The 21,085-nt window shown below is 58.8% G+C and carries 18 protein-coding genes; 8 read left to right on the forward strand and 10 right to left on the reverse strand.

Annotation, left to right across the window (positions count from 1 at the left end; all coding sequences use genetic code 11):
• On the forward strand, positions 1-616 hold a 616-nt coding region (locus WCA53_RS15690), incomplete at its 5' end, for a hypothetical protein (protein WP_423912021.1).
• A gap of 88 nt (positions 617-704) precedes the next feature.
• On the opposite strand, the gene WCA53_RS15695 is transcribed toward WCA53_RS15690, so the two are convergent.
• The 4 genes from WCA53_RS15695 to WCA53_RS15710 form a co-directional block, all read right to left on the reverse strand.
• On the reverse strand, positions 705-992 hold the full coding sequence (locus tag WCA53_RS15695) for a hypothetical protein (RefSeq protein WP_423912026.1): 288 nt from the start codon (positions 990-992) through the stop codon (positions 705-707).
• Between the two features lie 168 nt (positions 993-1,160).
• Positions 1,161-1,958, reverse strand: coding sequence for a substrate-binding domain-containing protein (locus tag WCA53_RS15700; protein ID WP_423912088.1), 798 nt, complete (start codon positions 1,956-1,958; stop codon positions 1,161-1,163).
• A gap of 145 nt (positions 1,959-2,103) precedes the next feature.
• Entirely contained in the window at positions 2,104-2,388 is a 285-nt protein-coding gene (locus WCA53_RS15705) for a hypothetical protein (RefSeq protein WP_423912029.1), read from the reverse strand.
• Between the two features lie 87 nt (positions 2,389-2,475).
• Complete coding sequence (locus WCA53_RS15710) at positions 2,476-2,769, reverse strand: hypothetical protein (protein ID WP_423912033.1); 294 nt, start codon at positions 2,767-2,769, stop codon at positions 2,476-2,478.
• A gap of 523 nt (positions 2,770-3,292) precedes the next feature.
• Here WCA53_RS15710 and WCA53_RS15715 point away from each other — a divergent pair.
• Positions 3,293-4,456: a GGDEF domain-containing protein gene (locus WCA53_RS15715; protein WP_423912036.1), complete on the forward strand. Its 1,164-nt coding sequence runs from the start codon at positions 3,293-3,295 to the stop codon at positions 4,454-4,456.
• 219 nt (positions 4,457-4,675) lie between these two features.
• Here the strand turns inward: WCA53_RS15715 and lpxA are convergent, their stop codons facing one another.
• The 4 genes from lpxA to WCA53_RS15735 all read right to left on the reverse strand — a co-directional run bounded on the left by lpxA (position 4,676) and on the right by WCA53_RS15735 (position 7,605).
• Positions 4,676-5,464 carry an acyl-ACP--UDP-N-acetylglucosamine O-acyltransferase gene (gene lpxA / locus WCA53_RS15720; RefSeq protein WP_423912039.1) on the reverse strand — a complete coding sequence of 263 codons (789 nt, stop codon included), beginning with the start codon at positions 5,462-5,464 and terminating at the stop codon, positions 4,676-4,678.
• A gap of 124 nt (positions 5,465-5,588) precedes the next feature.
• Positions 5,589-6,050 (reverse strand): GNAT family N-acetyltransferase, encoded by a 462-nt coding sequence (locus tag WCA53_RS15725; RefSeq protein WP_423912042.1) that lies wholly within the window; start codon positions 6,048-6,050, stop codon positions 5,589-5,591.
• A 78-nt stretch (positions 6,051-6,128) separates the two neighbouring features.
• On the reverse strand, positions 6,129-6,704 hold the full coding sequence (locus tag WCA53_RS15730) for a GNAT family N-acetyltransferase (RefSeq protein ID WP_423912046.1): 576 nt from the start codon (positions 6,702-6,704) through the stop codon (positions 6,129-6,131).
• A 298-nt stretch (positions 6,705-7,002) separates the two neighbouring features.
• Positions 7,003-7,605, reverse strand: coding sequence for a GNAT family N-acetyltransferase (locus WCA53_RS15735; RefSeq protein ID WP_423912050.1), 603 nt, complete (start codon positions 7,603-7,605; stop codon positions 7,003-7,005).
• Between the two features lie 352 nt (positions 7,606-7,957).
• On the opposite strand from WCA53_RS15735, the gene WCA53_RS15740 reads away from it, so the two are divergent.
• The 3 genes from WCA53_RS15740 (at position 7,958) to WCA53_RS15750 (ending at position 11,471) form a co-directional block, all read left to right on the forward strand.
• Positions 7,958-9,187, forward strand: a complete 1,230-nt coding sequence (locus tag WCA53_RS15740) for a SulP family inorganic anion transporter (RefSeq protein WP_423912052.1) — start codon at positions 7,958-7,960, stop codon at positions 9,185-9,187.
• A 124-nt stretch (positions 9,188-9,311) separates the two neighbouring features.
• On the forward strand, positions 9,312-9,800 hold the full coding sequence (locus tag WCA53_RS15745) for a hypothetical protein (RefSeq protein WP_423912054.1): 489 nt from the start codon (positions 9,312-9,314) through the stop codon (positions 9,798-9,800).
• A 771-nt stretch (positions 9,801-10,571) separates the two neighbouring features.
• On the forward strand, positions 10,572-11,471 hold the full coding sequence (locus WCA53_RS15750; protein ID WP_423912056.1) for a DUF4148 domain-containing protein: 900 nt from the start codon (positions 10,572-10,574) through the stop codon (positions 11,469-11,471).
• A gap of 67 nt (positions 11,472-11,538) precedes the next feature.
• On the opposite strand, the gene opgC is transcribed toward WCA53_RS15750, so the two are convergent.
• Positions 11,539-12,681 (reverse strand): OpgC domain-containing protein, encoded by a 1,143-nt coding sequence (opgC, locus tag WCA53_RS15755; RefSeq protein ID WP_423912059.1) that lies wholly within the window; start codon positions 12,679-12,681, stop codon positions 11,539-11,541.
• 270 nt (positions 12,682-12,951) lie between these two features.
• Between opgC and WCA53_RS15760 the strand changes: the two genes are divergently transcribed.
• The 3 genes from WCA53_RS15760 to WCA53_RS15770 all read left to right on the forward strand — a co-directional run bounded on the left by WCA53_RS15760 (position 12,952) and on the right by WCA53_RS15770 (position 15,487).
• On the forward strand, positions 12,952-13,611 hold the full coding sequence (locus WCA53_RS15760; protein WP_423912062.1) for a response regulator transcription factor: 660 nt from the start codon (positions 12,952-12,954) through the stop codon (positions 13,609-13,611).
• Positions 13,612-13,790: 179 nt separating this feature from the next.
• A complete protein-coding gene (locus WCA53_RS15765; protein WP_423912066.1) occupies positions 13,791-14,168 on the forward strand; it encodes a response regulator transcription factor in 378 nt (125 codons plus the stop codon).
• 344 nt (positions 14,169-14,512) lie between these two features.
• Positions 14,513-15,487 carry a LysR family transcriptional regulator gene (locus tag WCA53_RS15770; protein WP_423912069.1) on the forward strand — a complete coding sequence of 325 codons (975 nt, stop codon included), beginning with the start codon at positions 14,513-14,515 and terminating at the stop codon, positions 15,485-15,487.
• Positions 15,488-15,549: 62 nt separating this feature from the next.
• Here the strand turns inward: WCA53_RS15770 and WCA53_RS15775 are convergent, their stop codons facing one another.
• Entirely contained in the window at positions 15,550-21,039 is a 5,490-nt protein-coding gene (locus WCA53_RS15775; protein WP_423912071.1) for a trifunctional serine/threonine-protein kinase/ATP-binding protein/sensor histidine kinase, read from the reverse strand.
• Positions 21,040-21,085: the final 46 nt, after the last annotated feature.

Here is a 21,085-nt window from a genome sequence, read left to right on the forward strand (position 1 = left end):
TCTGCGCGCAGTCAAACGCCGGTGGAGGAAGAAGATGAGCAAGTTCAGCGATTACGAGGACAGGAAACAACCTGGCTTCGATATGAACAGCTTCGAGGGCGCGAACCAGGCCATCCCGATGAAGACACTCGTGATCTACTGCTTGGACCCTCGGGCGGTCGAAATCCCGCATGCGGTCGCCGAGTATTTTGGGGACGAGGTCTACCCGGGAGAAATCATCACCGACGAAAATGGCACTCGCGTTGGATCCACGCGAACATTGTTCACCGCGACCAACGCGGGTGGACGCGCCGCCTTTGCTCTAGAGGTCGTGGCGGCCATGGATTATCTATTTCATGTCCAGAACGTCGTTGTCGTTCACCACTCGTTCTGCGGTACGACGACCCTGACGCCGGAGTTGATGGTCGAGAAGTTTCATGATCATCATCACGCTGATATTTCGACGTTGTTCGATCACGATAGCCTCGCCATCATGGATTTCGAGGAGTCGCTCAACTATGACATCAAGTTGCTTCGTTCGAGCCCGGCAGTGCCGAAGCACGTCAAGCTCTACGGCTTCTTCTACGAAATCAGTTCCGGCAAGTTGACCGAGGTGGTGCGGGACATTCCTGCATAGATCGCTGTGTGAGCGATGGCCGACATGCGCATGCATCATCGGCCATGGAACGTCCGTTTTCGCGGCTAATCGCTATCGCCAACAGCTGTTATTGACCGGCAGCCGGCGACACTACGCTCGGTCGCGCCAGCGAATTGTTGTTTGGCCAAACGATGGGCTTCGAGCCATTCGCGCTAGTTGGCTGCCCCGAGTTTGCCGACGCGGCGGGCTTTCCACTGTCCGAGTTGGTGGTGCCTGGCGTGCCGTAGCCGCCCGCTGGAGCGACCGGCGACGTTACGCTCGGTCGCGCCAGCGAGTTGTTGCTCTGTGCATAAGCGCCGCCTGACAAAGTAAGTGCAGCGACGGCCGCGATTAATGTACTGGTTGCCTTGATCATGATCCCGTCTCCTTGATTGACCTGGAAATTCTACCTATCCATTCTAGGAAAACGGTTGCTTATAATTAAGCGCATTTTTCACAAGGGTGAATTTCTATTTTTGGGACTACCCCTAACGGGCGAGCCCAATCTTAGGCCGGCGCTCCGGCATTGCGTCGAATGCTTCGCTCAGTTCGCAGCCTTCGGCGCTATCGGTTCGAGCCCGGTTCTCTCAATCGCGGAGGCCGCATCCGGCGATGAAAGAAAACGGATCAGCGCCTCTGCGCCGTCTGGATTTTTGGCATGGGTGGCGATGCCCCCGGAGAACACCGTGTACCTTTGTACCTCCGCGGGCAAACTGCCGACCACCGTCACCCCCTTCACCGGCAACAGTTCGACGACCTGCTGAAATCCGATCTCCGCTTCGCCGTTCGCGACGACATTGGCGACCCGCTCGGCTGGGATCATGCGGCTCTTGCTCTCCACCCGCTCCTCGATACCGAGACGCGAGAACAGTTCGCTGCCGATATAGACGCCACTCGCGCTGTCCGGATAGACGATCGACTTCGCTGCGAGCAGCGTGTGCCTCAACGCTTCGACCGAGCTGATATCCGGCTTTGGCGCTCCCTCGCGAACCGCGATGCCGATCGCCGAGCGTGCGAATTCCACCTTGCTGCCGGACACGACGTCGCCAGCGTTGATCTCATCGTCAAGCGCATAGCCGACCACGATCAGCACGTCGGCCCACTCGCCGCGCGCAAGTCGCACAGGGATCGCATTCGCGGCCGTGCCCACCGCCGGCCCCCAGACGGTGACCAGCGTATCGCCGGTCGCCTCCTCGAATTGCGGGCCGAGTTCGCGATAAGCTGACGCAAACCCGCCCGAAATCATTACCTTGACTTCATCTGCCGATGCCGCGCCGCTGCCCAGTAATGCGCCCGTGACGCAGAGTACGAGTGCGTGAACCCTCAGCTTGCGGCAAGTCACGGCTGCACCCCATGTCGATCGGATGACCCAGCCCGGACATGCGTCGAGTCCGGACGTCACTTACGATGTTAGCCGACAGCGCGGCATCGCGTGCTGTACCCATGGCTCGCCAATTTGGAGTGCCGCGACGCGGCGGTTTGCGTGACTATTGCCCGTTTCGAGTAGCACGGTCTCCTTCGACATTCGCGTCTTCACGGCATTCATAAGCGCCTTCGTTGGTATTGCCATACCAACGCTGCCCCTTGAAGTGATACACGCCTGTTTTTGTATTGACCCATACAACAGTATCTTTTGGGCAATGCTGCTTGGCTTCCTGCTCACTCTGGAATTGCGGGGCGGATTGCGCATAGACCGCATTTAGAGGTAACAGACACGACGCTAATAACAAAAGGGCATGCAGAGCAGGTTTTCTGAAAATTCCTAGCAACACGATACCCCTTTGGTTTATTTGCCTTGATGGCGGCTTTTCGAGGGGAGATGGCCGAACCTTCGCCGACAAGCTCGCCGGTTCCCAGCATCAATCCTTCAAGTCTGGGTAGAGCGTGTCGCGCGGAAAGAACATGCGCGGGTCAAAAGGTGGCATCACCACGGTCGCGCCTGCCGGAGTAAGGCGGACGTCGCAGGTCTGATCGAGCCGCTTGTCGCGCCTGTAAATGAACGCACCCGGGCCGCCATCACATTCGGCAGTGTGTTCGAAGAGACGAACTTCACGCCCGTCCGACATGGATCGCGTAATGACGAACCCGTCGGCATGGGCTAGTGTTGCGCCGGCGATGGCAGCTACTGCGATTGCGACTTTCGCTATCTGCATGATAGGACCCTCCGGGTCAGGTTGCCGCCGATGGGCTAAGCCGTTGCGAATGCGACTATTCTAGATTGTGCTGCTTTCAAAATTCCACCATCGGTCCTTGCGACCGGCTTTCCACAGAAGAAAGTGCGCGCGTCGATCGATGCGGTCAATGCATAGTGGCAAAGAGTAAGGGTGCAACTGTCCGACCCGACTTCATGACGGTAACTAGCCCGTTGCCGCCCGACTCCCGGTAAAGAAATACGAAGGTGAGCCGTTAACAGCAAAGACTAAGCTCGCTGCATTTTGTTGCTGGTGCATGCCCCAATACATATTCGAAAACGAAGCCCTAAGTCGGATAGTGCACAACTACATGTCGCGGGTCGGGCGCGCTTCAATGACAAGGTACATCGACACCGGCTAATCGAGCCTGTTCCGGTATATTCGTGGCTCGCCAATTCGAACAAGCGCACGCCACGGGGAAAGGACATAGGCGCCAGCAACAAGCTGTGTCCAAAGTAGTCACCGGTTTAGCGCTCAAGACCCTATGCCCGCCTTCGATCTCCGCACCGTTCTCCTGATGTCGTCCGTCATGCCCGGACTGATGGCTCTAGTCATGTTTTCGATGGGGCGCAGTTTTCCCACGAACATCCGCGGCGTCGGCAATTGGGCATGCGGTGCGTTGATTGTCTCGGTTGCTTCTATTCTCCTCGCGCTGCGCGGCGGCGTTCCCGACTGGCTTTCGATCATCGGAGGAAACTGCGGCATGATCGTGAGCACCGGGCTCTGGCTGATCGGCAGCCAGCGCTTCTTCGGTCGGCCGCCGTCGTGGCGCTTTGTCACCCTCATGCTTGCAATCGGCGCAATCGGCGAGAGCTGGCTGACCTGGGCGCAACCATCCGCCGCTGGACGCGCACTGTGCATCAATGTGATCCTCGCGCTTATCTATGTCCGCCAGACCTTCGTGATGCTGCGCGATGGGCGACATGATTCCAGCGCGATGTTCGTGGGCGCGTTGTTTCTGATCCAGACAGCCGTCACGGTCCTGCGTGTTGTCACGTCGATAGGCTCAGGATTCGCTGCGACGGGGCTATATGCTCGCGGTTTCGTTCAGACTCTCTATCTGGGCACTGGCGCCATCCTGTCCCTCATGGCCACGGTCGCCTTCATGCTCCTTGCGATGAACCGGCTGCGCGTGCAGCTTGAGCAGCAGGCGCTCGCCGATCCGCTGACGGGCCTGCTGAATCGCCGTGCGTTTCTGAACGCGCATCGGGAAGAGCGAGAGAAGATGATGCGCACGGGTGGGCGACTGTCGCTCCTGCTGATCGATCTCGACCACTTCAAGACGATCAATGACACTTACGGCCACGTGAAAGGCGACGAAATCCTTGTCGACTTTTCAGAACGCGCTGCCGCGATCCTGACACGGCACACTCATTTCTCCCGCTGGGGCGGAGAAGAGTTCACCGTACTCGTGCCCGGCTCACGTCCCGAGGACGTTTTCGATCTGGCAGAAGCCCTGCGCTCAAGGATCGCGCTCAACGACAATCCCTCTTTGCCGGCCTATACATGCAGTATTGGCATCGCCTATACGGCCGGCGGGGATGCGACGATCGAGCGCCTGGTGAAGGACGCGGACGAAGCGCTGTACCGCGCAAAGCGCAACGGTAGAAACTGCGTCGAGCTCAGCGATCAGGCAATCATGGTATAGCTCGGGAACTCACGCATGGCATATTGCGATGATTTCACGGCTTGATGCTTCTTGAAACGGAGTGCCGTTCCAATCCCCGAACCATTCAACATTGTGGAATCCTACCTTGTGTCCATCGGCGGCGAGGAGCAGTGCAAATGTTCCGGTACCGCATCCCACGTCCAGGACCTTCCGCGGGTTTGAAACTCAGCCGTTCGGTGCGAATTATCCGGCCGTTTCTTACCGAATCAAACCGCGAGTCGAGCGAGCAAGAAATTCGTAAAAGGGCTTAACCTCGACGTGAGCCGTTGCAATCTCAGCGATCTCCGGCTTCACCTCATCAACTGTCTTCCCGCTCCGGTAAAGCAGCTTGTAGGCTTTTCGAATGGCTTGTATTGCCTCCTTGCTGAAGCCGCGGCGCTCTAGCCCCGTGGTGTTCACTCCGATCGGTGAAGCGTGATTACCTTGGGCAATGACAAACGGCGGCACATCTTGCGCGACACCAGAGCAGCCTCCCACCATAACGTGCGCTCCGATGACGCAGAACTGATGGACCGCGCACATGCCACCGATGATCACGTGTTCGTCCACGATCACGTGACCGCCTAGCGTTGCATTGTTGGCCAGAATGCAATGATCACTAATTGTGCAATCGTGAGCAACGTGAGCGTTGACCATCAGGAGGTTGTCGTTTCCGACCTTCGTTATGCCTCCGCCTTGGACCGTGCCGCGATGGATCGTGACACTCTCCCGGATTCTGTTGCGATCGCCGATTTCCACGAGCGTCGGCTCTCCGGCGTACTTCAGGTCCTGGTTGTCTTCTCCGATCGTGGCGAACGGGTAGATTATGTTGTCTCGGCCAATGCGGGTATGTCCGCTTACGACGACGTGAGACTTGAGTACGGTACGCTCACCAATCTCGACATCGCCGCCGATGCAGCAATAGGGACCAATGCGGACGCGAGCGCCAATGACAGCACCCTCTTCAATAACTGCGGTCGGATGGATGACAGCCGTTTTATCGATCACAAATATAGCCTCTCAGGAATGCCAGCGTTGGACTTGTAGTTCAAATCGAATGCTGGAGCAGCAAGCTGCAATTCACTTCACTGGACGATTATAGGGGTCTTTATTGTCGGTCGCCGTTGACCTTTCAACGTAATGACGGGCCCTGCAGGGTCGCAAAGCACTCGTCCGTCGATACGATGACAAACCCTTGTTTGCGATAAAAGGTCAGCGCCGGCTTGTTACAGAGAAAGCACGATAACGTCACGAACTTTCCTGTCAGAGAAGCCCTTTGCGTTATCGACTGCATTACCTTGCCTCCCACTCCGCGTCGACGATGGGCGGGTTGAAGCAGCAACAGCGACAGATGCAAAGAATCAAGCTCGCTCTTTTGCGACACGTACCCGACGGCCTGCGCTCCCACCAAAATGACAGAAAACGCTTCGTCGGGATACGACGCGTCAAAACGTGATTGTTGAAAGCTTTCGACCCACCCAAAAGTCTGGTCAATGAATTCGAACAGGGAGAGTTTGTAGAGAGCAAAAAGGTCGGAACGGTCGATGGGATAGTCCGACAGGGGAGATAAGCGCACCGCCGTGATTTCGTTCATCACTGGTGTCAAACCCGGAGAATTCTCAGAGTCCATCGTTTTTCCGTTTTAACTGCGTGTTCAAGACCCGGCATCGGATCACGTGGGGACGTGGATCGTCTCTAGACTCTGTTCGTACTCTTGACGTAACAGACCGAACTGAACGAGGTCATGATATTCGCCACCCCAGTAGCCTGCTTGGCGTGCGCGGCCTTCCTCGACAAATCCGAGTGCGCGTAAGAGTCTGATTGATGGTTCGTTCAGAGGGTGGATGTCGGCACTGATTCTATTGACTTTCATTTCGTTGAAGCCGTAAGAAAACGCCGTCAACAGTGTCTCTCGCATGAAGCCGGCGCCCTGCGCCGAACGCGCGAGTTCATATCCGACCACGCAGGTCTTCCAGTTGCGATTCCATTTGAAAAGACCGCATGTCCCAATCAGTGCGCTATCGGAGCGCCTTTCGATCCCCCATCGCGTTCCGGGGTCTGGCATTTGACGCCAGCCCGCGAATACCTCGATGAGCTTCTCGGTTTGGCTCAAGTCCGAAAAGGGATCTGTGCCAAACCAACGAAGATTGTCTGCATCGCTATGGATAGCAAAGAGTGCCGAAGCATCCTCTTGAACAATCTCGCGCAACAGCAGTCGGTCTGTCTGCAACTCGGGAAACCGGTTCATTGATCTTCTATTTTGGATTTTGGATCCCCTATGATCCCATGCGAAACTTTAAGCGACTAGGGGCCGCCCTCGAACTCGTGGAATTTCCGTGGTCGGCTAAGGTAGACGGCGCGGCATCTTCGCAGAGCCGACGTGGGAGCCTCCCGCGCCTAGTCCTTGATGGCCGAACAAGTGGCGCGGACGTAGTACACAAGCCCGAGCCTTCCGAATGAACAGGGCGTGGCAACCCGACGCAAACGTTCACTCGCTATGCACAGCGAATGCTTGTGCGGTTCCAACGCGCGATTCCCTGGCACTGTTACTCGGCGTCGCTCGGCATGCTCGCCGCAGACCACCCAGATCGGGTAAGCGCCAAGACGGTCGTGTTCCAAATGCGGCCTTTGAATGTACGGTTGCCGACACGCTCAGCGCTTACGGTCATGCCGATTGCTTCGCAAAGCCTGATCGCCGCCCGGTTGTCGGAAATGGTTTCAGCGTAGATATGCGCCAACTTCAACTCGACGAAGCCGAACGCCAGGATCGCGAATGCAGCGGCCTTCGCTGCACCGGTGCCGTGCCATTGCCGGCCAATTTCGCAACCTATCGAGGCGGTTCCTGGAGACTCTATGCGAATGCCGCACGTACCCATCAACTCTCCCGCCTCGGATTCCACCGCGAACTGGAACTTGGTCCGGGGCAGGGCCTCTGCCTGCTCGATGAACATATGCAAAAGCTGCCCCGCGCGTTCGACGGATGAGTCTTGCTCGCTATAGAAGCGTTGCATCTTCGGATCGCTTCGGAGGCGCTGAAACGCAATCAGATCAACAGGTCGAAAATCTCGAAGAATCAACCCGCCGGATCTTAAGGGAAGCATATTTTTGTCTGTGGTTAGAATGGCAAGCGGGCGGCTCGTCGTGTGCATGCTTGAGTGGCCGCAAAATTCGTCAATCCCGTGCGACCATCACCGCGTTCTTGTGTTTGACGCCGCCAAGCTCATTTCTATCGCTCTCGGGCAATGACGCAAGACGGAATAGCGTACTTTGTTCTTATCGAATGCGTAGCTTTCATCTTGTTCTATTTCCCTTTTCGATGGTGGGACGCTTTCCCATTTCGATGGGTCGCATTTCATAACCGAGTCCCTCGTACAAGCGGACAAGCGTTGAAAAACGCTTTCAAGGCGGTCGACACGTAGTTTGCCGCTTATCATCGATAATCGAAAGAACAAGCAACTATTCGACGTGTAACTTTCGCCTCTACCAAGAGGGTCGGCGAATATGAAATCAGCTCGTCTCCGATCGATATCCCGCGACGCTGCCGGCGCCCTTGCCGGTGCATTGACCGTCGTTCCTATTATCCTCAGTTGTGGCGCCGTGCTGTACGAAAGCATGGGCCCGGCCTGGGTGACAGCGGGCATATCGGCTGCCTTTGTCGCGGCCGTGGTGGCGGCCATCGTCACGGCGCTGCTGGGCAAGACGCCGTTGCACATGAATTCACCGAAAACCACGCATGCGGCCATTTTGTCGGGGTTGATCGCAAGCGTGGCAACGGATCCATCGTTTGCAGTCGCCAACGCCAGTGGGGGCGCCGCGCTCGTACTGGTGGCGTCCACCGCATTGCTGGTTTCCGGCATCGTCCAGGCCATTCTGGGCGCGTCCCGCCTCGGCTTGCTCGTCAAGTTTGTTCCGTATCCGGTTCTCGCGGGCTTCATCAATGGGTTTGCAATCCAGATCATCCTGAATCAACTACCCCGCGCCCTGAATATCGATGGGCCGAAAGAACTGCTGCGGGCGTTCAATGGCACGGTGCCGATCAACTGGTGGGCTCTGGGATTCGCCCTCGTGTCGGGTGGATTCGCTATGCTGGCGAAAAAAAGAAGCGGGCCCATCCCGGCGGCATTGATCGGCCTCTTTGCCGGGACGACACTTCAGATGCTGTGCTTGCGGTTTGTTCCCAACGAGGACCTGGGCGCCACGATTGGAACGCTACCGCCCGGCATACCGCTGATCTTGCGCATCGGCGACATCCTTGACTTCGTCGGCTCCGCAAGCTTTCGGAATCACGCGGGGGTGATACTGGCGACCGGCATCACGATCGCACTCGTGTCGTCGATCCAGTCCCTGCTGAGCATCTCGAGCACCGAACAACTCTTTGGGGCTCGCCACAACAGCAACCGCGAGTTGGTCGTGCAGGGCGTCTCCAACATCGCGTCGGCGTTATTCGGCGGCGCGCCGAGCGGCGGATCGCCCAACATTACCCGCATCGTCCATGCAAGCGGAGGACGTACAGGGTTTGCCAACCTCGCGTACGCATGCGCGCTGCTGGCGCTGTCCTATGGCTTGAACCGGGTTGTCGGCCAGATTCCACTCTCGGTCATGGCCGGCGTTGTGATCGTGACCAGTGCGGAGGCGATGGACCAGTGGACCCATCAACTGCTGGTAATCTTCATATTTTTTTTGGCTTCGGGCGTATGGGTCTCATGGGTTCCCTCACGTTCGAGGCTGTAAAGTCAGTCGTCTTCGACGCCATCACGTCCTCAATCATGCCCCAAGGCCCGCGAGCATCACGCGCTACGCGCGCGAGCCCCATGCCCGCACTCCCGACAACCCCGTTTCAAGAGTTATAGACAGCATGAAAAAGATTCTCTTCGCACTTCTCTCGACGATTTCGATTTCCGCGTTCGCCACGCAACAAGCCATCACTGGCACCAACCTGTTGGGAACCGGCAAGGCGCATGTAATTTCTGACGCCAGCTCGGGCGGTAGCGGTGGCGGCCAAGACCGGCGCCGCGAAAACCTGTCCATCCAGATCACCGATTCGCACGGGCCGGCCACCGGCGCCAAGTGCACCCTCACCAATGACAAGGGCAATTGGTCGACCACGGCGCCGGATACGGTATCGGTCCTGCGCTCTGCGGGCGACCTCACCATCGTCTGCTCGAAGGAGGGTTACAACGCGTACACCCTGGTTCTTAGCCCCGGTACCACACAGGTCCAGCCGCCTCACTTCCGCTTCTCGTCCGACTCCGACGACAGCGACGATGCGGTCACGGTGCCGTACTACAACGTGACGATCACCCTGAACCTCACAGCCGCCGTCGCTCCGCAGGCGTCTAACTAATTGCCGTTTCTGTCTTAGCCGCACCCCAGATAACCTCTCTCTACCCGGCTCGCCTGCCGGGTCTTTTTTTGGGGAGGCTGAACACGGTTGAGAATTGTGGCGCTAGGGACGCTGAGATTCCGGTCGCCCGAGTGAGCGCCATACACAGTCGCTGGACTTTCCTACGAGCACACGCGAAAACGTCATGCCACAAGCCATGCACCTATAGTGCTCAACTGCCGGCACGCCGCAAAGATCCCCCACCCCGAGAAGCGCTAGCCCTTGGCCAATACGCGCCACGGACGGGCGACCATTAAGATCCGAACACGATTCGCAGAGTGGCATTGCTGGCCCCCCAATTTGCTTGTAACCGAATACGGCGCGTCTGGGATTTCTCGGCACAGGCGCCGAGAGGCCACAATGTCAGGATAGTCGGAAAAATGGTGCGTAACAACAATGCTGTTGACCGCCGGAAAGTTGGCAAGGCGATTCCGAGCGCTCGCGCTGCATCCAGGCCACGAGAAAACTTGAAGACTAATCGGCCAGGCGTGACTGTCAGCGCCCCCGACCGTTAAGGGGGCGCGATGGCCGACTCATCGTTGGCCGAAAGTGCCTAGACATTGGCGCATCCAAATGCTGGCCAACGACGTAACTTCTTGATTAGGTTGCTCGTGGCAGGACACGGCCCTTCGCGGGTCGGGCCAAGCATTGTTTCTGCCAGCCATTCCTGGGACCGGCTGCACTAGCACGGTCCAGCGGACGCGGATGTCTGCGCATTACAGGACAGACGTCATGGTTACTTATCCCAAGAGGCTGGTCTTTGCAGGCATCTTCGTAGTGGCACTCGCGGTTACTTCATATCTGCCTCGACTGGTGCAAAACGCCCGTCATAACGATCAGTCAGTAAGCGACGGCTACGATAGTTCCGGCTTTGTCGGCGGCGCGCCGGACGGGTCCCGGACGTCCGCGGTCAAGCAGCCGCCCAAGCATTCCGACGCCTCGCCGGCGCAAATCCTTCAGGCGGTTCGCGACAGCCTGCGGCGCAATGACCTTGAATCGGCCGAAGTGCTGCTGGGCGCGGCACGCGCGCTTGACATCAACAACGAACAGGCTATCGCGCTCCAGCACGATCTGGATGCGCGTATGACGCAGAAGCAAACCGCATCACCGGCAGCACCCGGAACGGAAGTGATCACGATACCGCGACCTGAAACCCGTTCCATTCCCCGGAGCGCCCGCACGATCAATTCGACCGGGCAAGCACGGGAACCGACCAAGCGCGTACCGCTGCACGAACGCGAGGCAAACGATATGCGTGCCGACCTGGCCGCGGCCAGGAATACGCCGGCCGAAACGGCCGCTCCGATTGCGGAGGTGATCGAGAAGCCCATCCCCTCGGAAGGGGTGGCGCCCGCGGTCCATGCCGCGCCTGAAGTCGTGCCTGCACCGGAACTGCCACCAGCAGCGGCACCAGCACCTGTGATTGCGTCCCTGCCGGTCGTGCAACCGACCGTACGGCCCGAGCCTGCGCCAGTGGGACCGTCGCAAGGTCCTAAGACCCGCGAGCAGGTTCGCGCGGAACTGGAGCGTGCACGCGCCGACGGCAGCCTTTCCCGCTTCGGTAATCCCGACCCCGCCGGTCCGGGCGTTGAAACGATTTCGAAGGTGCCGCCGGTTCAGGAGAGCCGCTAAGGGACGACCGGTTCTCCGCATCGGCGATCGGCACGAGCCGCGCGCAACCGTCAATAGATGAGCGTCGTCATGCTCGGCGCCCATGCAGCTTGTCTGCTACGCCAAGCTTGCTCATCAAGGCTTCCGAAGAGATATTCGGCGGGGTGATTTCGATCTGCGTCGCAGGCCGCACAGTCCTGTGTTGCCGGCGCCGCAGTATCGGCCGATTCGCTTTGAGCTTGGCGGTAGCGATGGCGATGAGGAGCACCGCTGCGATCGTCAGCAAGTCGGCCAATAGCGCGACAGCGACCGCTTGCGTGCGTGTATGAAAGGCAGGCGCCGCGACCTGAAGCACGGTGTGGGCAACGATCGAAATGAGCGTTCCCCAAACGAAACAGGTCACTCTCTGGCGACCGACCGTGACCACGGGCGGTAACGCCGAGGCCAGCCGGTCGATCCACCCCAGCCGGCTCAACTGGGCGACCAACCAGACGACCGAGACGAAGCTGACGACTCGCAGGGAACTCAGGTTCTGTTTCAAGTAGCTTGGTTCGGGCTGGTCCTCAATCAGCAACTTGTAAGCTGCGAAAGCCAGCGCCACGGCGAGCGCGATCCAGGTCAGCCGCAGTCCGGGACGCGAAGCCTGGAACACCACGGACACCGGATGCAGCCGGCACAGCGTGCCAAGCATGAACATCAACTGCCACGCGAACGGATCGAAGGACCCGTGGATAGGGGCAGCGCCTGGCAGCAGATGCGCAAGCGCCGGTGCGCACAGCCACGACGCCAGGCTCGCCAGTAGGCTGGTTGCCGGCAAGCGGCGAACCACCGGCGCTACCAATGGCACGCACGGCGCGAACCCGATACACATCGGCAGCACCGCAGCCAGATCAGGCTGGCAACGTCGCGTGGCGATATTAAGCAGGGTCTGGATCGGCCGGACCAACAACAGTGGCGCATGGGTGTAGGTCAGTACCGGAGTGTGGATGTGCAGCACAACTATCGCCAGGCCGCAAAGCCCCATCAAAGCGGCCGTCAGGAGAAAGCCACGATGAATTTCTCCGTCGGGTTTTAGAAAGAAAAGGCGGCCATGCGCTTGCGTTACACGACCGCTCGCTGTCATCGCGCAGTAAGCAGCGGCGCTCGCATAGCCGCCGAGAAAGACGAAGGCCTCGGCTGCGTCGAAAAATGCATAGGTGTGCAGTGCCAGATGCGAGAGCCCCGCCGGCAAAATCGTTAACAGTCTTTCGCGAAGGAGTCGACGAGCTGTTGCTAGGGGAGGGGAGAGAGACACAGTGAAAGCGGTCTGAAATGTATCGAGGAGTACTCGATTCATCGGGAGAAACGCTGGCCGGTTTCTGGCGACTCAGGTCATTAGGTAAAGTGTACCTTGAGGTGCAATGGCGATAGGAAACACTATGCGCAATATGTAGCGATTAGCGCGGGCATTGCTTACTATAGGGAAAGCGTGCCGTAACGAACTTTTTCGAAGATGGGGCGAATGAAACACGACAACGTTGGGGCGGGAAGTGAATCATTGCCGGACTCGGTCGTTTATGTGGTCGACGACGATGAATATATTCGAGGGGCGCTAACCTCTCTGCTCATGTCAGTCGGAATTCACGTGCGGGCGTTCGGATCGGCCGACGACTTTTTAGCCACGGAGATGCCGGACGTGCCGAGTTGTCTCATTCTTGACGTTCGGCTACGAGGCTCAAGCGGCCTGACCCTGCAGCAGACGCCATTTAAAGAAAGTGTTCGATTTCCCATCGTATTCCTGACCGCGCACGGTGACATCGATATGTCCGTCAAGGCCATGAAGGCGGGTGCTTTCGATTTCATGACCAAGCCTTTCAAGGATCAGGACCTGATCGATACGATCGCCGCCGCCCTTAAAAAGGATTGCGAATTGAAGCGGCAGGAAAGGATCGTTGCGGGCATCCGTCAAACCTACGATTCGCTGACAACGCGCGAGCGGGAAGTCATCAGGCTGGTCGCCGACGGTTTGTTGAACAAGCAGATCGCCGACCTCCTGTGTCTTAGCGAGGTGACGGTCAAGATCCATCGGGCGCAAGCCATGCACAAGCTGAACGCGCGCTCAGTGCCCGATGTCGTCAAGAAGTTGCAGCAGGTGCCGCCTGTCCACCAAGGCGCCAGATAGACTTTTCTGCATTCAGTGCGCCCGTTGTGGCCGCGATCTTCAGCGCCGGGATCGATCCCGGCTAATACGAACTGTCGCTAAAACCATTCGAAGGTCTTATTGTCGCCTTGTCCGTAGGCCTATAGTGTCCCTGAAGGATTCTATCTTGCTGAGTCCTTTCGTTGGCCAGCGGACTTCAGATGAGATCAAAGCGCTCTTCTACAGTTATTGGGGTGGTGGACGACGACGAATGCGTCCGGATGGCTGCGTCCAGTTTGCTTCGTTCGGCGAACTGGAAAGTCATTCCCTTTGCGTCCGCCCACGATCTTCTAGCGGACACGCGCCGGTCAGAACTGAAGCTCGTTGTCGCGGATATCCACATGCCGGGCATGGACGGTTTTGAGCTGTTTGAGTCGATCAAGTTATGGAAGCAGCCCATTCCTGTCATTTTCATTACCGCCTACGCGACGCAGGACCTTCTCGATCGAGCCAGTGCCGGCGGAGCCGCCGGTTTCTTCTCAAAGCCACTGGACGACGCGCGACTGCTCGCGCGCATTGGCGAAATAGTGGGGAAGTAACCTGAGCGAAAGTCCATCGCAGGCCTCACGCGAGGTCGGCCAAGGTGCTGTCACGCCGCCGCCTGGATTAAAGCATCCGAACGTATTAGACGGACATGCGGCCGCACAACGCATCACATCACATGGAACGATGGAATAGCGCGGCGTTCACGCTTACGCTTCAATCCTCGGCCGAAGGTTAAAACGACTCTTCGCTAATTCTGATACCGCCTTAGACAGCGTGCGTGCCAAAAGCAAACATGCAACTTTGGCTACACGCGCAGACGAGCCCTTGGGATTTTGTCATCTTCGACAGTGCTGAGCGGCTGGATACTCTCCTAGTGAATTTGCCTGTGAGGTGCGAGATGGATCAGCTTTACATGTTGCGTGCATTCGTTGCGGCTGCGCGGTATCAAAGCTTTAGCAAAGCCGCCGAATCCTTGAACGTGACCACCGGGTCAATATCGAAAGCGATCGCCAAGCTCGAAGGATGCATCCACACAAGGGTCTTGCTCAGGACGACAAGGTCAGTCTCTTTGACAGAAGCGGCACAACCGTATTATCTGAGTTGCTGCCGTTTGCTTGAAGAACTTGATGAAGCGAACCGTCGCATTTCGCAGGAACATGAAGTCAACGGCGGAAGGCTGCGGCTTGTCGTGCACCCCATGCTGGTGAGCGAAAGGTTCTCACGATTGGTGCGGGGCTTTCACGCCATTGCGCCCAATGTGAGTCTCGTTGTTTCCGTTCAGGATGGCGGCGCGAATCTGTATGACGGACGCTTCGACATAGCGATTCTTCCGCCTCATCTTGTGGAGCAATCCGCCGTGATTCGCCGCACGCTGTGCAAGTCGCCGCGCATTCTCGTCGCTTCACCCGCTTATCTGGAGCAATACGGTACGCCCGAAACTGCTTCGCAGCTCGACCGTCATTTTCTGCTGATCGACCCTGAGTCGAGGAAGAAGAGCGCGGATTTCGTCGATCTGCGTGAGAGTGGCAGAAGAGTAAGCGTGTTTCCCATGTCGTCGATGGACGGCAACGAAGTGTTGCTGCGGGCGGCGGCGCTCACCGGGACCGGCATTGCGACGTTACCTGAAACCATGGTTCGCGACGATATCGTCATGGGACATCTCGTGCACATCCTGCCGGAATGCACGACATGGGACAGCGACGTTGAAATATGTCTCTTCTATTTGCACCGGGAACTGCTTCCGGTAAGACTAAGGACATTCGTGGATTTCTGCGCCGAGTTTTTCAGGGCGCCGGCCCGACCGGGTCCCCATGATGCGATCAGGGTTTCGCAACCCACGAGCCGCAATGAAGACCTCGCAATGATGTCGTGAGGGTTTGCCGCCGTGGTTGTTCACCGCACAGTGCGTTTTGCTTAGTCGCTACCCGAGTGCGATCAGTTACCTTGCGCAGGCAACGTGAACTGAAAGGTGGCGCCCCCGGGAGAGTTCGACGTCACCCATAACCGTCCTTTGTGACTTTCCACGATCGAGCGGCAGATCGGCAGTCCCATCCCCAAGCCGTCGGGTTTGGTCGTAAAGAATGCATCAAAGACGCCTTCCAGCTGTTCGGCGTCAAGGCCGGGTCCAGAATCCTCCACGGCAACGCAGAGTTCGTTGGCGTCCGTCTTGCTGGTTCGAATCAATAGCGTTCGCTTGGTAGAGCTCGTTGCGCTCATCGCCTCAAGGGCGTTGATCATCAGGTTGAGTATCACTTGCTGCAGTTGTACCCGATCGCCCTGGATCTGCGGCAATGCATCAACCAGCTGGACGCTGAGCTCGACACCGCGCTTGCTGGCCTCACTTCGCATGAACGCGGTCAACTCGAGAATTGCTTCGTTGATGTCGAGGCCGTCTATTCGCTGCGGTTCCTTTTTAAAGAGGGCACGGGTTCGGTCGACGATCGTATTCGCGCGGCCGCTATTCGCGACGATGCGATTGAGCGCCTGACGCACTTCGTCGAGATTGGGCGGGCGGGCTGCGAGCCAGCGCAGGGCCGCACTGGCGTAGGCAACCGTTGCGGTGATGGGTTGCTTCACTTCGTGAGCAATCGATGCCGATAGCTGGCCCATGGTCGCCACGCGGTTCGAATGCGCCAGTTCCATCTGGAGTTCGAGATATCGTCGTTCGCTGTCGTGCACTTCCTGTTGTGCCCGCTTCTGCTCGGTCAGGTCGAGTATGAAAGCGACGCCCTGACCCGCGCGGTCGCCGAACGCTGCCGGTCCAATCAGCACAGGCACCCGGCGCCCATCCTTGCGCAAGTATTCTTTCTCGAAGGGTTTGGCGCTTCCAGTAGCCTTCAGCTCGTCCTTCGCCAGTTCGTCCCGGTCACGCCACTCAGGCGGAGTCAGATCGGGCCACTGAATATGTCCTGAGAGCAGATCTTCCCGGCTGTAACCCACAATGCGCAGAAAAGCATCGTTCGCTTCGATGACGTGGCCCTGAAAGTCCCAAATGTGGATCCCGATGATGTTGGAGTCCACCAGGCGCCGAACCCGTGCCTCGCGCTCTTGAAGATCGGCATAAAGACGGGTGTTCTCCAGCGAAATGGCCGCCTGTGACGCGAGCAGATCGAGCAGGGCGGAGCGGCGCGCCGTAAAGACATGCGAAGTGGCCGTGTTCTCGAGATACAACAGGCCGCCGAGTTTGCCCTGCCTGACAAGGGGCAGGCAGAAAACCGAGCGCGTTGCTCCGCTAGCCAGGTAGCTGTCCTGAGAGAACATATTGGGCATCAAGGCATCGTCGATGATGACGCTCTTTTGCGTGTGGATCACATAACGCAGAAGCGTGGCGGGGGCGGCCGAAGTGGCAAGCGGTTCCCGGTTCAACTCGATCCCGTTCCCATTGATGTGCGCCTCGGCCTCGATCCGGTAGCCGTCCGGCTGCTGCGGCACGACTAACAAGCCGCGATCGGCGCCCGCGGTCTGCAGCGCGATAGTCATCAGGCGCTCGATCAGGCCGCTCAGCTCGATCTCGCTGGAAAGGGCTTGAGAGGCCTTGAGCAGCGTCGCGGCGTCGAACTGCCGCCAATCGAAGCTGAGGGTCGACAAAGCCTTGCTCCCGTCCTGATTGGCGAGGCGGGGGAACTGCTCGTCGAGTTGTGCGACTTTGCCATCCGCGCCCCAAACCGCGAAGCAATGACGCGCGTTGCGCAAATACGCGTCGGCGCTCGTCCTTAGACTTCTGTCCAGATAGAAGCGGCCGGCAAGTTCGTTTGCGATGGCTTCGTGGTGTAAGAAGCCATTTTCATGAGCGGAGTGGACGGCCTCTTCGTACAGGCGCATGGCGTCGAGATCGCGGCCCTCAAGACGCGCGAGCTCCGCGCAGACAAGCGCATAGCGGTTCTGATAGTTCTCTGGGCAGTGCGTGGCCCACATCTCGAACTTCTTGAGTTTCGCTGCAAGAATGTGCCCGTAGGCCTGCTGTTCCTCTTCCGACGCCTGCGGATAAAGGGCCGTCAGGGTAAGCACATGAAAGAAGTGATAGGTCGGCTCGATTGCCAGCGCCATGACTGAACTGAGGACCGCCTCCGCCCGGTCCGCCGCTTCCAACGCGTCGGCATACCGGCCATCAAGAAATGCAAGCATGACCTTGATGATGCGATATACGCCGATAGCGCACCCGAAATTTGATTTGATGATGGCCTCGAAGCAAACTGCTTCGTCGAACGTATCATCGTTCAACTGCAACGTTTCGGTGGTCTTGCCCCGGAGACTGACGACGAATTGCCGCTCGACCCGGATCAACTCGTACACCGCGTCGTTGTGGCTCTCCCGCGCGAGCGCCGCATACTTTTCCGCCAGCGTCTGCACGTCCTCAAGGGCGCCCCCTTTTTCGATCGTCTGCCAGACCGCGTTGAATGCGACGTTGCCTGCAAAAACGAGGTCGCCCACTTCCAGGCACGCAGCGGTCGCCCGTTCGAGAACCGGCAGATTAGTCGCAATGTGGCGACGCCAGAAATTCACATGGGCGCCGTACAGGTGAAGCAGCTTTCCATTCAAACGGCGATTGCCAAACTTGTCGTTCAGCTTGATCGACATTTCTGACACCTGCACCGCAGTGGGGATATCGCCGATAAGAGAGACCAGCATCACCGCGTAGTTACCGTAGGCAAAGCTGGAGTTTTCGGTATTGCCGTGCTGCAACGAGAGGTTGACCGCCTTGAGGGTGATAAGCGGGTAGAACGCGGGCCGTGCGGCAAAGGCGCAGTTCATCGCCTGAAGGAGAAGGTTGACGATCGCAAGGATCGCAGGATCCGTGGCTACCGGCGCCTCGACCAGTTCGGCGATAGGACGCCCGGCCTGATTGACGCGAACGTCCCGAAATGCGACGTCGACGGCCGTCTGGATGTCCTCGTCGGTCTCAGGAAAGACGATGTTGAAATCGCGCAGCGCCGTGAGTCCGACAGCGAAGCTCTCGTCATATCTTCCGGCGAGTTGATACAACTCTATCCGCAGGCTGAAGACCTTCGCACGATCTAGATTCGAACGCGCTCTCGCGAGCATCATGTCGGCCAGCGCATCGGCTTTCGCAAAATCGCCGGCCAGATATTCACATTCCGCGAACGCGAGATAGAGGTCGAACGTGCTGTCGTAGCGCTGCGTCCACGCGTCGGGCGACAGCAACGTAACTCCCAGTGCGAGATAGCTGCGAGCCGCCGCGTAGGCCGTCGAATTCATCGCGCGCTTACCCGCGATAAGGTTCAACGCTACGACCTGCTCACACTCCGCTTCTGTCACGATCAGCGCGACGCCGCGATTGAGATGGTTGACGATGTCGAAGATCGCATCTTCAAGCGCTTCCGGCGGCGTGCGCGACACCAGCGCCCGCCCGATCCGCAGGTGAGTGGCAGCTCGCTCGTCGGCGGGGATCAGCGCGTAAGCGGCCTCCTGCACGCGATCGTGTGCGAATTCATAGGCATTGGCCTCGCGAAACACGAGGCCCGTGCGCACGGCTTCCCACAGGTTCGCGTGCATCGTTTCCTCAGATCCGCCCTGAACCCACGTTAGTGCGGTGACGTCGGCGACGTTGCCGAGGCACGCTAGTTGTCCCAACGCGTCACGTGTCAGAGGAGGCAACCGGCTCAGCTTCGCCGCCATCAGATCGGCGACATTCTCGGTAAACCCCTTCGCATGAATGCGCGGCAGATCCCAGCACCACATCGCGGCGCGTGGGTCGAATGTGAGCAGGTCTTCATCGGCGAGCGTCGTCAGGAACTGGATCGCGAAGAACGGATTGCCGCCCGTCTTCTTGTGCACCAGCTGTGCCAGCGGCCCGGCCGTCGCGCTGTCGCAGTGAAGCGAATCAGCCACCAGTTGCGTGACGCTGTCCGGTGTGAGCGGCGCGAGTTCTATCTGATGCACACGCCCTTCGGCGTGGCTGATCGACTCGAGCGTGCGTGCAAACGGATGCGACGTGTCCACCTCGTTGTCCCGGTAGGCGCCGACCAGCAGGACGTGCTTCACATCCGGATGCGTGACGAGGTGTGCGAGCAGGTCGAGCGTTGCCGTATCGACCCATTGCAGATCGTCGATAAACAGCGCGAGCGGATGCTCAGGTCGCGCAAACACGTCGAGAAAACGTCGAAATACAATTTGGAAGCGGTTTTGCGCATCCTGCGGCGGGAGAACGGGCGCGCTCGGCTGCTCGCCGATGATGAGCGCGAGCTCGGGGATCAGGTTCACAATCAGCTGACCGTTGGGTCCGAGCGCCTCCATCAGCGCGTGCCGCCACGGCTCGACCTCCGCGTCGCTCTTGCTCAGCAGGTTGCGTACGAGCGTCTGGAAGGCTTGCGCAAATGGCACATAGGGAATGTCACGTTTGTACTGGTCGAACTTGCCGGACGCGAACAGGCCGCGTGGCGGCACCAGCGCCTTGTGCAACTCGTTGACCACCGACGACTTGCCAATACCCGGATAGCCCGAGATAAGCATCAGTTCGACTACCCCGGTGTCCACGACGCGATCGAACGCGGTAACAAGCGCTTCGATCTGCGCCTCGCGGCCGTACAGTTTTTCGGGGATCAGCAGCCGGTCGGACGCGTCGTGCGCACCCAACGCGAACAGGTCAATGCGGTGGTGCGCCTCCCATGCCACGAGACACGCCCGGAGGTCAGCCTCGACACCTGCCGCGGTCTGGTAACGGTCCTCAGCGGCCTTGGCGAGAAGCTTCAGGACGATGCCCTCGATGGTCTTCGGAATACCGTCGACGCGCTCGCCTGGTGGTGTGGGCTTGCGAGCGATGTGGCAATGAATCAATTCCATCGCGTCCGATGCTGTGAACGGCAGGGACCCGGTGAGCATCTCGTACAGTGTGACGCCGAGCGAGTAGAGATCGCTGCGCGTGTCGATCGAGCGATTCATGCGGCCCGTCTGCTCGGGCGCCATATAGGCGAAGGTCCCGGCCACGATCTCCGGTGGCGCGGGCGGCTGATGTTCGTGCGGCAATTGCGAGGCGATGCCGAAGCCGGTGAGCCGCACGTTGCCGCTACCGTCGACCAGCACATTCGCCGGCTTGATGTCCTTGTGGATGAGACCGCATCGATGAACGTGGCCGACCACCCTCGCCAGATTGACGGCGATGCGCAAAAAACGGGCGAGTTCCAGTGGACGGCCGAGTGAGCGATGCAGGGGTTCGCCGCCGTCGTCGTCGAGAACGAGCATGGGCGGCTCTCTGCTGCGGCAGAAAGCGAGCGGCTGAGCCGCCCAGCTGGAATCGAGCAACGGGGCTAACCTGTATTCGTGCTCGAGGCGTGTCACGCACGGCGAGCCCGTGCGCGTGGCGACCAGCGCGAGTACCGAGACGGGATGGCAGGGTCTGCGGGCGCGATAAAGTGAGAAGTCGCCGTCGTCGTGCAGCGGTTCTAACTTATATCCGGTGAGATCCACAATGCGCTCCCGTGTGTCGACCGGAGTTGGCGCTTCAGCGCTTACT

This window comes from Caballeronia sp. (assembly GCF_049581465.1).
Taxonomy (GTDB): Bacteria; Pseudomonadota; Gammaproteobacteria; order Burkholderiales; family Burkholderiaceae; genus Caballeronia.

What these genes read in the sequence shown, in the direction of transcription:
- WCA53_RS15695 (WP_423912026.1), bottom strand. Translation starts at nt 992, where the DNA reads ATGATCAAGGCAACCAGTACATTAATCGCGGCCGTCGCTGCACTTACT.
- WCA53_RS15710 (WP_423912033.1), bottom strand. Translation starts at nt 2,769, where the DNA reads ATGCAGATAGCGAAAGTCGCAATCGCAGTAGCTGCCATCGCCGGCGCA.
- WCA53_RS15715 (WP_423912036.1), top strand. Translation starts at nt 3,293, where the DNA reads ATGCCCGCCTTCGATCTCCGCACCGTTCTCCTGATGTCGTCCGTCATG.
- WCA53_RS15725 (WP_423912042.1), bottom strand. Translation starts at nt 6,050, where the DNA reads ATGAACGAAATCACGGCGGTGCGCTTATCTCCCCTGTCGGACTATCCC.
- WCA53_RS15730 (WP_423912046.1), bottom strand. Translation starts at nt 6,704, where the DNA reads ATGAACCGGTTTCCCGAGTTGCAGACAGACCGACTGCTGTTGCGCGAG.
- WCA53_RS15735 (WP_423912050.1), bottom strand. Translation starts at nt 7,605, where the DNA reads ATGCACACGACGAGCCGCCCGCTTGCCATTCTAACCACAGACAAAAAT.
- WCA53_RS15740 (WP_423912052.1), top strand. Translation starts at nt 7,958, where the DNA reads ATGAAATCAGCTCGTCTCCGATCGATATCCCGCGACGCTGCCGGCGCC.
- WCA53_RS15745 (WP_423912054.1), top strand. Translation starts at nt 9,312, where the DNA reads ATGAAAAAGATTCTCTTCGCACTTCTCTCGACGATTTCGATTTCCGCG.
- WCA53_RS15750 (WP_423912056.1), top strand. Translation starts at nt 10,572, where the DNA reads ATGGTTACTTATCCCAAGAGGCTGGTCTTTGCAGGCATCTTCGTAGTG.
- WCA53_RS15760 (WP_423912062.1), top strand. Translation starts at nt 12,952, where the DNA reads ATGAAACACGACAACGTTGGGGCGGGAAGTGAATCATTGCCGGACTCG.
- WCA53_RS15765 (WP_423912066.1), top strand. Translation starts at nt 13,791, where the DNA reads ATGAGATCAAAGCGCTCTTCTACAGTTATTGGGGTGGTGGACGACGAC.
- WCA53_RS15770 (WP_423912069.1), top strand. Translation starts at nt 14,513, where the DNA reads ATGGATCAGCTTTACATGTTGCGTGCATTCGTTGCGGCTGCGCGGTAT.